At 34.5% G+C, this 14,608-nt stretch carries 14 protein-coding genes; all 14 read left to right on the top strand.

From position 1 onward, the window contains the following. Positions 1–28: 28 nt before the first annotated feature. On the top strand, positions 29–994 hold the full coding sequence (locus tag MHH94_RS08945) for a hypothetical protein (protein ID WP_340840728.1): 966 nt from the start codon (positions 29–31) through the stop codon (positions 992–994). 187 nt (positions 995–1,181) lie between these two features. Beyond that, entirely contained in the window at positions 1,182–1,661 is a 480-nt protein-coding gene (gene lspA / locus MHH94_RS08940; RefSeq protein WP_088592408.1) for a signal peptidase II, read from the top strand. Beyond that, entirely contained in the window at positions 1,658–2,581 is a 924-nt protein-coding gene (locus MHH94_RS08935; protein WP_048542452.1) for an RluA family pseudouridine synthase, read from the top strand. The genes lspA and MHH94_RS08935 overlap by 4 nt, the downstream gene beginning before the upstream one ends. A 215-nt stretch (positions 2,582–2,796) precedes the next feature. Further along, positions 2,797–3,324 (top strand): bifunctional pyr operon transcriptional regulator/uracil phosphoribosyltransferase PyrR, encoded by a 528-nt coding sequence (pyrR, locus tag MHH94_RS08930; protein ID WP_025904587.1) that lies wholly within the window; start codon positions 2,797–2,799, stop codon positions 3,322–3,324. Positions 3,325–3,469: 145 nt separating this feature from the next. Next, a complete protein-coding gene (locus MHH94_RS08925; RefSeq protein WP_048542456.1) occupies positions 3,470–4,771 on the top strand; it encodes a solute carrier family 23 protein in 1,302 nt (433 codons plus the stop codon). A 19-nt stretch (positions 4,772–4,790) separates the two neighbouring features. Further along, positions 4,791–5,693 carry an aspartate carbamoyltransferase catalytic subunit gene (locus tag MHH94_RS08920; RefSeq protein ID WP_048542458.1) on the top strand — a complete coding sequence of 301 codons (903 nt, stop codon included), beginning with the start codon at positions 4,791–4,793 and terminating at the stop codon, positions 5,691–5,693. Beyond that, positions 5,681–6,955 (top strand): dihydroorotase, encoded by a 1,275-nt coding sequence (locus MHH94_RS08915; RefSeq protein WP_048542460.1) that lies wholly within the window; start codon positions 5,681–5,683, stop codon positions 6,953–6,955. The genes MHH94_RS08920 and MHH94_RS08915 overlap by 13 nt, the downstream gene beginning before the upstream one ends. Position 6,956: 1 nt before the next feature. After that, the gene (locus tag MHH94_RS08910) at positions 6,957–8,057 is read left to right on the top strand and encodes a carbamoyl phosphate synthase small subunit (protein WP_048542463.1); all 1,101 of its coding nucleotides are present in this window, start codon (positions 6,957–6,959) and stop codon (positions 8,055–8,057) included. After that, the gene (carB, locus tag MHH94_RS08905; RefSeq protein ID WP_232202073.1) at positions 8,050–11,223 is read left to right on the top strand and encodes a carbamoyl-phosphate synthase large subunit; all 3,174 of its coding nucleotides are present in this window, start codon (positions 8,050–8,052) and stop codon (positions 11,221–11,223) included. The genes MHH94_RS08910 and carB overlap by 8 nt, the downstream gene beginning before the upstream one ends. Positions 11,224–11,236: 13 nt before the next feature. Next, on the top strand, positions 11,237–11,995 hold the full coding sequence (locus MHH94_RS08900; RefSeq protein WP_049319175.1) for a dihydroorotate dehydrogenase electron transfer subunit: 759 nt from the start codon (positions 11,237–11,239) through the stop codon (positions 11,993–11,995). Then, the gene (locus tag MHH94_RS08895) at positions 11,992–12,918 is read left to right on the top strand and encodes a dihydroorotate dehydrogenase (RefSeq protein WP_058591353.1); all 927 of its coding nucleotides are present in this window, start codon (positions 11,992–11,994) and stop codon (positions 12,916–12,918) included. The genes MHH94_RS08900 and MHH94_RS08895 overlap by 4 nt, the downstream gene beginning before the upstream one ends. Before the next feature lies 1 nt (position 12,919). Beyond that, the gene (gene pyrF / locus MHH94_RS08890; protein WP_340840716.1) at positions 12,920–13,612 is read left to right on the top strand and encodes an orotidine-5'-phosphate decarboxylase; all 693 of its coding nucleotides are present in this window, start codon (positions 12,920–12,922) and stop codon (positions 13,610–13,612) included. 5 nt (positions 13,613–13,617) lie between these two features. Further along, entirely contained in the window at positions 13,618–14,226 is a 609-nt protein-coding gene (gene pyrE, locus MHH94_RS08885) for an orotate phosphoribosyltransferase (RefSeq protein ID WP_058591355.1), read from the top strand. A 25-nt stretch (positions 14,227–14,251) separates the two neighbouring features. After that, positions 14,252–14,530 carry a hypothetical protein gene (locus MHH94_RS08880; protein ID WP_048542476.1) on the top strand — a complete coding sequence of 93 codons (279 nt, stop codon included), beginning with the start codon at positions 14,252–14,254 and terminating at the stop codon, positions 14,528–14,530. The last annotated feature ends 78 nt before the right edge of the window (positions 14,531–14,608 follow it).

The raw sequence follows: 14,608 nt of genomic DNA, 5'->3' as shown, positions 1-14,608 counted from the left end.
AGTTATAAATAATTAAGGGGAGAAGTTCATGTTAAAGAAAATACTTTTATCAACATTGTTATGTACAACAGTAACAACACCTTTAATAGGTAAAGTTAATGCAGAAGAAATGGAACAAGACAAACCTGTGAAGTATGTGTTTCACAACGGAGGAATGTTATATCCTATCAGAGTAAATTATGATGGTTCAATGACTGTACCTGAACAAGGTGGTGAAATATTAGAAATTGATGCAAAACCAGTAGATTTTTTTATTTATAAGGATGGTGTGCCTACGAATGAATTAAATCCTAAATATAAGCACATTTGGGATCAATGGGGATATTATGATTTCTATAAATCTAAAGGTAAAGTAAATGACCTTTTCGTAGGAGAACACCCTAGACCATTAGATGGTGTAACATACGATCCTAAGTCTGATAAAACTTCTGATGATAAAAAAGTAGATGATCAAAAAGTTGAACCTAAATCTGATCAACCAAAAGATCAACCAAAAGATCAAACAGAGCCTAATAAAAACACTACTGACAATCAGTCTACATCAGACCAACCAAAACAAGATGTTCCTACTAAAGTAGACCAAACGGCTAAAGATAATGCTAAGATTGATAAAAAATCTGATAGTCAGAGTAATGTAGTTGATAAGAAGGATGCTACTGATCAAAATAAATCTGATACAAATAAAGATAATAAAGTTGTAGCTAATAATAAATCTGATAAGCAAAATAAAGTGGCGATGATTAATCATAAGTCTGAACCTCAATCTTCTGATGTTTCTAAAAAAGTTGATGTGAAAAAAGAAGATAATAAAGATGTAAAGGCTAAGACTACTGATAGTAATGCTAAGGATGCAGATAATAAATCAGATAAACAACAAAAAGAATTACCTAAGACGGGTGAAAGTGAAAATACATTATTCCGTACTTTGTTATTTACTTGTGTAGTTATATCATTATTAGGTATTTATAGAATAACTCGTATGTCTAATGTATAATTTAATTAATATAAGAGATTAAGCAATTTTTGTTGCTTGATCTCTTTTTATTTTGTTTAATTTTAAATTGGTTATGAAAGAAAATATATGTGATGAGGTGTTTGAATTAGATGTGTAATTTAAAAGATCATATTAACAATTAGGTCGTGTTATGTGGTAAAATAATCAAGATTGGAGTGGAAAGTAGATGCGTAAAGGTTACAATGTACCGATTTGGAGTACTTTTATTATTATATTAATCGCGCTTGATCAACTTACTAAATTTTTAATTGTTAAATCTTTAGAAGTGGGTGAGTCTATAAAGGTTATCAGTAATTTTTTATATATTACATCTCATAGAAACCAAGGTGCTGCTTGGGGGATTTTACAAGGAAAAATGTGGTTATTTTATATCGTAACAATTGTCGTGCTTGTTATTTTATTTATGTTCTTTAAGAATGAAGGATACGGACGACCTGATGTTCAACTTGGACTAAGTTTATTAATTGCAGGGTCAATTGGTAACTTTATAGATCGTTTGTTTAGAGGAGAAGTTGTTGATTTTGTTGATACATATATTTTCAGCTATAATTTCCCGATATTTAATGTAGCAGATGCTGCTTTAACGTTAGGTGTCATTGTATTGATAATTGTGATTTTATTTGAGGGCAAGGAGGAAAAAGCTTGAATACATTTGAATTTAAGATAGAGACAGAAAATGAAATTGGTGTAAGAATTGATAAATTATTACCTGATTTGAATCCAGATTGGTCAAGAAATCAAATTCAAGATTGGATTAAATTAGGTTTAGTTGAAGTAAATGGTAAAGTCATTAAAGCAAATTATAAGACGAAGCTTAATGATGTTATTGTTGCGACTGAAAAAGTAATAGAAGAAGTTGATATTGTCGCAGAAGATTTAGGTATTGAGGTTTATTATGAAGACAAAGATGTAGCGGTCGTTTATAAACCTAAAGGTATGGTTGTGCATCCAGCACCTGGCCATTATACAGGTACGTTAGTAAACGGATTAATGTATGTGATTAAAGATTTATCTGGTATTAACGGTGAAATTAGACCCGGTATTGTGCATCGTATAGATAAAGATACATCCGGTTTATTAATGATTGCTAAGAATGATATTGCACATAGAGGATTAGTTGAACAGTTAGTTGATAAAACTGTGACTAGAGAATATACAGCTCTTGTACATGGTAATATACCTCACGAATTTGGAACAATTGAAGCACCAATCGGCAGAAATCCTAAAGAACGTCAAGAAATGGCGATCGTTGATGATGGTAAAGAAGCTGTCACGCACTTTAATGTAATTGAAAAATTCGAAAAATATACATTGGTTAAATGTCAGTTAGAAACTGGTCGTACTCATCAAATCAGAGTGCATATGAAACATATTGGTTTTCCTTTAGTAGGTGATCCTAAATATGGACCGAAGAAGACATTGAACATTGGTGGACAAGCTTTACATGCTGGATTATTAGGATTTGAACATCCAGTTACTGGTGAATATATTGAAAAAGAAGCACCATTACCAGAGTATTTTGAAACATTATTAGAGAAATTAAGAAATCGAGAAGATAAAAAATAAGTACAACGTGTAATAATACTTATTTAATTTTATTTAAACTTTGACATCATATTAAAAAAACGATATTATTGTTTTAACAATTAAAGCGTCTTTAACAGACAGTCCAGAGAGGCTGAGAAGACATAATATGAGCGTGTAGACCATCTTTGTATGGTACTAGTGTATACTCATGTCTTCTAAAGACGTGAGTATTTTTTTGTGGAAGGAGATTGAATATGGCTGAGAGGTTAATCATGGATGCTGCTGCTGTAAATAGAGCATTAACAAGAATGTCACATGAAATACTTGAAAAGAACAAAGGTACTAAAGATATTGTCTTGTTAGGCGTAAAGACAAGAGGTGTATTTCTTGCGAACAGAATTGAGCAGAAAATCCAAGACATCGAACAAGTTCAAGTACCAACTGGAGAAATTGATGTTACACATTATCGTGACGATGTTCAGAATCAGCAAGGTACGATTAAAGTAAAATCATTTAATATCGATGTAGATATTAATGATAAGCATGTCATTATTGTCGATGATGTCCTTTATACAGGAAGAACTGTTAGAGCTTCATTAGATGCTATATTAGATCACGCAAGACCACGAAAAATAAGTTTAGCAACTTTAGTCGACAGAGGTCATAGAGAACTTCCGATTAGAGCAGATTATGTAGGTAAAAACGTTCCAACATCATCTAATGAATCAGTTGTCGTTGAATTAGAAGAGTTCGACCAACAAACAGCAGTAAAATTAAATTAAATAAATCCTTTTAAATCAGTACGAGAGACTGGCAAAGGAGCATATATGGTTACAGGAGATAACTATACCTTTATAGGTATCACTGTATACATAGATCCCTTTGCATATCTTGTGAAGGGATCTTTTTTTGAATAGGAGAATGGAAATGTCACAAAATGAAGAAATGTTTAAACGAACAGTAGAACCCATACTAGATGTTAATGATAAACCTAAAGCATCACAATGGTTCTTCTTAAGCTCACAGCATTTATTTGCAATGTTCGGAGCTACGGTACTTGTACCATTTCTAACAGGTTTACCTGTTTCAGCAGCACTCATTGCATCAGGTTTAGGAACGCTACTTTATATACTGATAACGAAAGGAAAGATACCAGCTTATCTCGGTTCGAGCTTTGCATTCATAACACCGATTATTGTCGGGCTCAAGACACATGACCTCGGTGAAATGCTTGTTGCATTATTTATGAGTGGTGTTCTTTACGTCATTATCGGATTGATTATAAAGGTTACTGGCACGAATTGGTTGCTTAATCTTTTACCACCAGTCGTAGTAGGACCTGTCATCATGGTTATCGGACTTGGATTAGCACCGGTAGCAGTTAACATGGCGATGTACACAGATTCAAATGCAATGAAAGGTTATAGTGGCATATACATTACAGTCGCACTCATCACATTAATTACAACAATTATCGTTTCAGTATTTTTCAAAGGATTCTTATCAATTATTCCTGTACTTATCGGAATAATTGTTGGATATATATCTTCATTATTATTTGGAATTGTAGACTTAGCGCCAATTTCAAAAGCGAAATGGATCCAAATGCCAGATATTTACTTACCGTTTCATGATTACACACCATCTCTACAATGGGGGCTGATCTTAATCATGCTGCCAATCGTTTTTGTAACGGTTAGTGAGCATATTGGTCATCAAATCGTCATCAATAAAATTGTCGGTAAGAACTTCTTCAAAGATCCAGGTTTACACCGCTCATTAATTGGTGATGGGGTATCAACGATGATGGCTTCAATTATTGGTGGGCCACCAAGTACGACATACGGCGAGAACATTGGTGTACTAGCCATTACAAGAATTTATAGTATTTGGGTAATCGGAGGTGCAGCAGTACTTGCACTAATCTTAGGATTTGTTGGTAAATTCACAGCGATGATTTCAACAATACCAACACCAGTTATGGGTGGTGTTTCCATACTATTATTCGGAATCATTGCTTCAAGTGGTTTGAGAATGTTGGTGGAGAACAATATCGACTTCGGTGACAACCGTAACTTGATTATTGCTTCTGTCATTCTCGTATTAGGAATCGGTAAAGCACATTTAGACTTCACAGGTATTGGTATACATTTAAACATTGAAGGTATGGCTTTAGCAGCAACAGTAGGTATCTTGCTCAATCTTATATTGCCAAAGAAAATAAAATAATTCTCAGGAGGCGTGTCATATGAAAAATTTATTAACAATGACTGATTTAACTAAAGACGACATCATGAAAATTATAACGAAAGCACAAGACATTAAAGAAAATGGTGCAGAAACTTTTGGTAAAGGCATGACGGTCGCAAACTTATTCTTTGAAAATTCAACACGAACAAAATGTAGTTTTGAAATGGCTGAAAGAAAATTAGGTTTGGAAGTCATTCCTTTTGAAATAAGTACTTCATCTGTTCAAAAAGGTGAATCTTTATATGATACTTGCAAAACTTTAGAATCCATTGGTGTAGACGCATTAGTCATTAGACATAGCGAAAATGCATATTATGACACATTACAAGGGCTTAATATTCCAGTATTAAATGGTGGAGATGGTAGTGGCCACCACCCGACGCAAAGTCTTCTAGATATTATGACAATATATGAGGAATACGGTTACTTCGAAGGATTAAAAATTTTAATCTCAGGTGATATAAAAAATTCAAGAGTAGCAAGAAGTAATGCAGATGCTTTAACGAAACTTGGTGCCGAAGTGATGTTCTCAGCACCGGAACAATGGAAATGTAATTTTTCAGATGTACCATATGTAGAAATTGATGATGTGATAGATGAAGTAGATGTATGTATGTTGTTAAGAGTGCAAAATGAAAGACATGATTCAGGTACAACGTTTAGTAAAGAAGACTATCACAATGCATACGGACTGACGATAGATAGATATAACAAACTTCATGACAATGCAATCGTCATGCATCCAGCACCAGTCAACCGAGGTGTTGAAATAGATACTTCACTTGTAGAAAGTTCGAAATCAAGAATTTTTAAACAAATGGAAAACGGCGTGTTCATTAGAATGGCATGTATACATGCTGTACTTAATCACAAGGAGGAAAAAGTAAAATGTCACTTATAATCAAAAATGGAAAAATCTTATTAGAAGGTCAATTAGTTAACAAGGAAATTGAAATTGAAGATGGCAAAATTAAAAAAATAGATGATTATATAGAAGTAGAGAATCAAGAAGTTATTGATGCGAAAGGACATTTTATTTCAGCAGGATTTGTTGATGTACATGTACATTTAAGAGAACCTGGTGGCGAACATAAAGAAACAATTGAAACAGGTACTAAAGCAGCAGCCAGAGGTGGATTTACAACAGTTTGTCCAATGCCTAATACAAAGCCTGTCCCAGATTCAGTTGAACATTTAGATCGTCTTCACAAAATCATTGATGAGCATGCAGTGGTAAGAGTTTTACCTTATGCATCAATTACAGTAAGACAAGCTGGTAAAGAACATGTTGATTTCAAAGCATTAAAAGATAGAGGCATGTTCCAATTTACTGATGATGGTGTAGGTGTACAAACAGCTTCAATGATGTACGAAGCTATGAAAGAAGCAGCTAAAATTGATAAAGCAATCGTAGCACACTGCGAAGATAATTCATTAATTTATGGTGGTGCAATGCATGAAGGTAAACGAAGTGAAGAACTTGGCATTCCAGGTATTCCTTCAATTTGCGAAGCGGTACAAATTGCTAGAGACGTGTTATTAGCTGAAGCAGCAAATTGTCATTACCATGTGTGTCACGTGTCTACAAAAGAAAGTGTACGTGTCATAAGAGATGCTAAAAAAGCAGGTATTAAAGTAACAGCTGAAGTTACACCACATCACTTATTACTTACAGAAGATGACGTACCAGGTGACGATGCGATATACAAAATGAATCCACCTTTAAGAGCGAAAGAAGATAGAGATGCTTTAATCGAAGGTTTAATAGATGGAACAATTGATTGCATCGCAACAGATCATGCACCACATGCTAAAGAAGAAAAAGAAGTGTCAATGATTGATGCACCTTTCGGAATTGTAGGAAGTGAAACAGCATTCCAATTATTATATACACACTTTGTGAAAACAGGTAAATTCACATTAGAACAACTTGTTGCATTTTTAACAACGAAGCCAAGTGAAACATTTAACTTACCTTATGGTCGATTAGAAGAAGGAAGCTACGCTGACTTAACTATCATAGACTTGGAAACAGAAAGACCGATACGAGCAGAAGAATTTGCTTCTAAGAGTACTAACACACCATTTATAGGAGAAGTCGTTTCAGGATATCCAATTTTAACAATTTGTGATGGAGAAATCGTCTTCAAGGAGGAAGTATAAGATGAAAAATAAAAGATACTTAGTATTAGAAGATGGAACAACATATAAAGGTTATGCATTAGGTTCAGATGATTTAACAGTTGGAGAAATTGTTTTTAATACAGCAATGACAGGTTATCAAGAAACCATTTCAGACCCATCTTATACTGGACAAATCATTACATTTACTTACCCGCTTATTGGTAACTATGGGATAAACAGAGATGACTTTGAATCATTAACACCAACTTTAAATGGTGTTGTCGTGAGAGAAGCGTGTGATTACCCAAGTAACTTTAGATCAAGTAAGTCTTTAGATGAAACGTTAAAATTCTATCATATACCAGGTATCTCAGGTGTTGATACAAGAAGTTTAACACGTAAAATTAGAAAATTCGGTGTCCTTAAAGCTGGATTTACTGATAATGCTGATGAAATAGAAAGTCTCGTTCAACGCTTAAATACTGAATCGTTAAGAACGGACGAAGTTGAACAAGTTTCATCAGTTAGACCATACATTTCAACTGGCGATGGCTATAAAGTTGTATTAATTGATTACGGTAAAAAAGAAAATATCGTGAGAGAACTTAATAGAAGAGGATGTGATGTAACAGTCGTACCATACCAAACTTCATTTGAAGAAATACTGAATATCTCACCAGATGGCATAATGGTTTCAAATGGACCAGGGAATCCTGAAAGTGTACAAGAAACCATTCAAACAATTGAACAATTAGTCGGTAAAATACCATTCTTCGGCATTTGTTTAGGACATCAATTGTTTGCATTATCTCAAGGTGCAACGTCTTATAAGATGAAATTTGGTCATAGAGGTGCCAATCATCCAGTACAAAATCTACAAACTGGAAAAGTAGATTTAACAAGTCAAAACCATGGTTATGCAATTGATGAAGCGTCTATTGCACAAACTGATTTAGAAGTGACGCATATCGCATTAAATGATAAATCAATTGAAGGATTAAGACATAAAAAATATCCAGCATTTTCAGTACAATATCATCCAGAAGCATCACCTGGACCGCACGATTCAAACTATTTATTCGATGAATTTATTGAAATGATCAAATTACATAAAGCGAAGGAGCGTACAATCAATGCCTAAACAAACTGATATAAAATCCATCTTAGTAATTGGTTCTGGCCCAATCATTATAGGTCAAGCTGCAGAATTTGATTATGCAGGCACTCAAGCATGCTTAGCACTAAAAGAAGAAGGTTACCGTGTTATTCTCGTAAACTCTAATCCAGCAACAATTATGACGGACACTGAAATAGCAGATACAGTATATATTGAACCTTTAACTTTAGACTTTGTGAGTCGCATTATTCGTAAAGAACAACCAGACGCATTGTTACCAACTTTAGGTGGACAAACTGGTTTGAACATGGCAATTGAATTACACGAAAATGGTGTATTAGAAGAAAATAACGTACGTTTATTAGGTACACAACTATCTTCAATCGAACAAGCTGAAGATAGAGATTTATTCCGTACACTTATGAATGAATTAAATGAACCAGTACCTGAAAGTGATATCGTGAACGATATTGAAGGTGCTTTAAATTTTGCGAACGAAATTGGCTACCCGCTAATTGTGCGACCTGCTTTTACAATGGGTGGTACTGGTGGCGGAATTTGTCACGATGAAAAAGAACTAAGAGAAGTTGTTCAAAATGGTTTGAAATACAGCCCGGTAACACAATGTTTACTAGAAAAATCCATCGCAGGTTACAAAGAAATTGAATACGAAGTGATGAGAGATAAAAATGATAATGCGATTGTAGTTTGTAACATGGAGAACATCGATCCAGTTGGCATTCATACAGGTGACTCAATCGTAGTTGCACCAAGTCAAACATTATCAGATGTTGAATATCAAATGTTAAGAGATGTATCACTGAAAATTATTCGTGCTTTAAAAATTGAAGGCGGATGTAACGTACAATTAGCACTTGATCCAAAATCACTAGATTACTACATAATAGAAGTTAATCCTCGTGTATCAAGGTCGTCAGCATTAGCTTCAAAAGCAACAGGTTATCCAATTGCGAAGCTAGCAGCTAAAATAGCAATCGGTATGACTTTAGATGAAATGTTAAACCCTGTAACTGGCACATCTTATGCAGCATTTGAACCAGCACTAGACTATGTTGTTTCTAAAATACCAAGATTTCCTTTTGATAAATTTGAAAAAGGCGAACGTCATCTCGGTACACAAATGAAAGCAACTGGGGAAGTCATGGCAATAGGTAGAACGTATGAAGAATCATTATTAAAAGCGATTCGTTCATTAGAATATGGTGTGCATCACTTAGGTTTACCAAATGGCGATGAATTTGAATTAGATTTTATTGAAGAGAGAATTAAAGCACAAGATGATGAAAGATTATTCTTTATTGGTGAAGCCATTAGACGCGGTACATCACTTGAAAGAATACATGAATTAACACAAATTGATTATTTCTTCTTGAATAAATTCAAACACATCATCGAAATTGAACATGATTTAAAAGAGAAAAAAGGCGATTTAGACGCATTATTATGGGCAAAACAATACGGCTTTAGTGATAAAGTCATTGCACATAGATGGGAACAATCAGAGCGAGACATATATGATTTAAGACAAGAACATGGTATTAACCCAGTTTACAAAACAGTAGATACATGTGCTGCAGAATTCGAATCAGAAACACCATATTTCTACGGTACTTATGAAGAAGAAAATGAATCTATAGTCACTGAAAAAGAAAAAATCATCGTATTAGGATCAGGTCCAATTAGAATTGGACAAGGTGTGGAATTTGATTATGCTACTGTACATGCTGTATGGGCTATTCAAGAAGCGGGTTATGAAGCAATTATTATTAACAACAACCCTGAAACAGTTTCAACAGACTTCTCGATATCTGACAAGTTATACTTTGAGCCACTGACTGAAGAAGATGTGATGAGTATCATTAATCACGAACAACCTAAAGGCGTAGTCGTTCAATTTGGTGGACAAACAGCAATCAACTTAGCAGATAAAATTGCACAAAAAGGTATTCAAATATTAGGTACGACGCTTGAAGATCTTAACAGAGCTGAAGATAGAAAAGAATTTGAAGCTTTATTACAAAAAATTGATGTACCACAACCATTAGGTAAAACAGCGACTTCAGTTCAAGAAGCGATAGATAACGCAAATGAAATTGGTTATCCGGTTGTTGTAAGACCTTCATATGTACTAGGTGGAAGAGCGATGGAAATTGTATATGCTGAACCTGAATTGAGAAATTATATGGAACAAGCAGTTAAAGCAAGCCCAGAGCATCCAGTACTGATTGACCGTTATTTAACAGGTAAAGAAATTGAAGTAGACGCAATTTCAGATGGTGAAACTGTTGTCATCCCAGGTATTATGGAACACATTGAAAGAGCGGGTGTCCATTCAGGTGATTCAATTGCCGTATATCCACCTCAAACGTTAACGGATGAAGAAATTAATTTATTAGTCGATTACACAACGAAATTGGCAAAAGGCTTAAACATAGTAGGACTTATCAATATTCAGTTTGTGCTTTCTAAAGGAGAAGTATTTGTACTGGAAGTTAATCCAAGAGCGAGTCGTACTGTACCATTCTTAAGTAAAATTACTGAAATTCCAATGGCAAAGATTGCTACTAAAGCAATTGCAGGCATCACTTTGAAAGAGCAAGGATATGAAAGTGGTTTAGCGCCATATAAAGAAGGTGTATATGTTAAAGCACCAGTATTCAGCTTTAATAAACTTAAAAATGTTGATATCACATTAGGACCTGAAATGAAATCGACAGGTGAAGTAATGGGTAAAGACAGTACTTTAGAAAAAGCATTATATAAAGGTTTAACAGCAAGTGGTTTAAAAGTACAAGATCAAGGTACAGCATTATTTACTGTAAGTGATAAAGATAAAGCTGAAGCATTAACAATCGCTAAGAGATTTCATGAGATTGGTTATAGAATTTTTGCAACAGAAGGTACGGCACAATACTTTAAAGAACATGACATCCCAGTGTATACGGTTGGTAAAATAGGCGGCGAACATGACTTGCTATCTGTAATACAAAAAGGTGAAGTACAACTTGTGGTTAACACAATGACAAAAGGTAAAGTCTACGAAAGAGACGGATTCCAAATTAGACGTGAATCAGTAGAAAATGGTATACCATGTTTAACATCACTCGATACGGCAAATGCTTTAGCAGATGTAGTGGAAAGTATGACATTTAGAACTGAACAAATGTAGTGGGGGGATTATAATGTCCGAGATAATGACAGTTGTATCAAATAATCAAATAGCAGATGCTATTTTTGAATTAAAAGTACGTGGAAATCTTACGAAAAATATGAAAAAACCTGGACAGTTTGTTCATATTAAAGCTGGTACAGGAACTGAACATATGTTGAGAAGACCAATTTCAATTTGTGAAGTGAACCGTGAAGAAGAAACATTTACAATGCTTTTTAGAAGAGAGGGACACGGTACAGAATTGATTTCACAATTAAAACAAGGTGATCCAATTGATGTGATTGCACCTTTAGGGAACGGATTCCCAGTTGATGAAGCGCAAAATACTGCCTTACTAGTTGGAGGTGGTATTGGCGTGCCACCTATGTACGAATTGTCTAAACAGCTCAATGCTAGAGGTATAAAGACAATTCACGTATTAGGTTTTCAAAGTGCTAAAGATGCATTTTATATAGACGAATTTAGTGCGCTAGGTGATACGTATGTTGCAACTGCAGATGGAACGCTTGGTACTAAAGGATTTGTTACAACTGTTATTGAAAATTTAGACACACCCTTCGATATTTTTTACAGCTGTGGACCAAAAGCAATGTTGAAAGCTTTAACACTTCAATTAAGTGATGTGAAAGGTTATATTTCACTTGAAGAACGTATGGGTTGTGGCATCGGTGCTTGTTATGCATGTGTATGCCATACTGATAATGAAGCGGGGTATGTCAAAGTTTGTACAGACGGTCCCGTATTTGAAAAAGGAGCTGTCATCATATGAGTCGATTAAATGTATCGTTACCAGGATTAAATTTGAAAAATCCAATCATGCCAGCAAGTGGATGCTTTGCTTTCGGAAAAGAATTCAGTCAGTTTTATGATTTATCAGAACTTGGCGCAATCATGATTAAAGCAGCAACTCAATTTGCAAGATACGGTAATGAAGCACCACGTGTCGCTGAAACGGCAAGCGGTATGATTAATGCGATTGGCCTTCAAAATCCAGGTGTTCACCATATTATGGAGCATGAATTGAAATACCTTGAACAATATGATGTACCCATTATTGCTAATGTAGCAGGATCTACTGAAGAAGAATATGTTTACGTCGCAAAACATATCTCACAAGCATCAAATGTTCATGCACTAGAATTGAATATTTCATGTCCAAATGTTAAAGAAGGTGGGATTCAATTCGGTACTGTTCCTGAGGTGGCTAAAGAACTGACGAGAAAAGTAAAAGCTGTTTCAGAAGTGCCTGTGTATGTAAAGTTATCACCTAATGTGACGAACATTGTAGAAATGGCGAAAGCTATTGCAGAATACGCAGATGGTATAACGATGATCAACACTTTAGTAGGATTAAGAATCGATGCGAAGACCGGAAAACCAATCATAAGCAATGTTATAGGCGGACTAAGTGGTCCAGCAATCAAGCCAGTTGCATTAAGAATGGTATACGAAGTCAGTCAACACGTTGATATTCCAATTATCGCAATGGGTGGAGTGAGAACGGCTCAAGATGTCATTGATTATATTTCAGTTGGTGCTGATGCAGTAGCAGTTGGAACAGCAAACTTTGAAAATCCAACAGTATGTAAAGATATTATTGATGAATTACCTACATTACTCGACAAATTAGGTGTTGAACATATTACAGAACTTAAAGGTAGAACTTATAACCAACAAGGAGTTGTCAAATAACATGAAAAATACACCGATAATTGCATTAGACTTTGCAACTCTAGATGAAGTTGATCAATTTTTAGATTTATTTAATGAACCCCTATTTGTAAAAGTAGGTATGGAACTTTATTTGCAAAATGGTCCTGATACAATCAATCGAATTAAAGAAAGAGGTCATGATATCTTTTTAGATTTAAAGTTACATGACATTCCAAACACTGTTAAAGGCGCATTAAAAGGATTAGGTAAACTCAATATCGACTTAATCAATGTGCATGCAGCAGGTGGTAAAAACATGATGGCTGCTGGACTTGAAGGTTTACGTGAAACAAATCCTAATGCTAAGTTAATTGCTGTAACTCAGTTAACTTCTACTACAGAACAACAAATGAAAGATGAACAAAATATTCAATCATCCATCAATGAATCAGTCGTGCATTATGCGAAAATGGCACATGAAGCAGGACTTGATGGTGTCGTTTGTTCACCATTAGAATCTACTTTAATTCAAGACCATATCGGTGAAACATTCTTGAAAGTGACACCAGGTATACGTTTAGAATCTGATAAGACACATGATCAACAACGTGTGACAACGCCAGAAGATGCTAAAAAATTAGGCTCAACACATATAGTAGTAGGTCGTTCAATTACGCAACATGAAGCTCCAGTAGCAAGATATCACGAAATATTACAAAGATGGGAAGGATAATTCATATGACTCAAAATATTGCACAATCATTATTAGAAATTAAAGCTGTAACACTTTCACCTGACGATCAATATACATGGAGTTCAGGCATAAAATCACCGATTTATTGTGATAATAGAGTGACATTAGCATATCCTGAAATTAGAGAAAATATTTATCAAGGTTTAATTCAAATGATTAAAGAACATGCTCAAGATGTTGAAATTATTTCTGGTACGGCAACAGCAGGTATTCCGCATGCAGCATTTGTTGCGGATCAACTAAAATTACCGATGAGCTATGTGAGATCTAAAAGCAAAGGTCATGGTAAAGGGAATCAAATCGAAGGTGCTTTAAGCAAAGGGAAAAAAGTAGTTGTAATTGAAGATTTAATTTCAACAGGTGGCTCATCAATTAATGCTGTGGAAGCTTTAATTGAAGATGGCGCGGAAGTATTAGGGGTATTTGCAATCTTTACATATGGTATTAACAAAGCAGAAGAAGCTTTCAAAGAAATCAATGTTCCATTCTATACTTTGTCTAATTATGATGAACTGATTTCAGTAGCTGAAAAAGAAGGTTATATCGAAAATAAAGATATAAAGACTTTAAAAGCTTGGAAAGATACTTTATAATAAAGTCAAGATAAGGGGGGTCTTTATGGAAAGCCAACATAAATTATCTGCTGCAGAAGAACAAGAGCAGATAAAAAAATGGGGACATATTAATGATTTTCTTAAAAAAGATTCTAATGCGAAACCTGACTTTAATCACTATGAAGTAAGAGACGAAAATATGTACGAACGTACCGGTTATTCAAATAACACAAACGTGAATAGACAGAGAAGATATGATTTAGGCGACAAAAATATATTCAAAAGTATCAAAAAAGAATTAGAAGCAAAAGGATTCTTTGATGATCAACATGAAGAAAAGTAAAAAACTGCTGAAAAATTGATATTCAATTTTTCAGCAGTTTTTTTATATATAACCATGAATATTCAGAAAATTGTATGA

Source organism: Mammaliicoccus sp. FSL K6-3158 (genome assembly GCF_038005105.1).
Taxonomy (GTDB): Bacteria; Bacillota; Bacilli; order Staphylococcales; family Staphylococcaceae; genus Mammaliicoccus; species Mammaliicoccus sciuri.
This window is presented reverse-complemented; position numbering and strand designations above follow the sequence as displayed.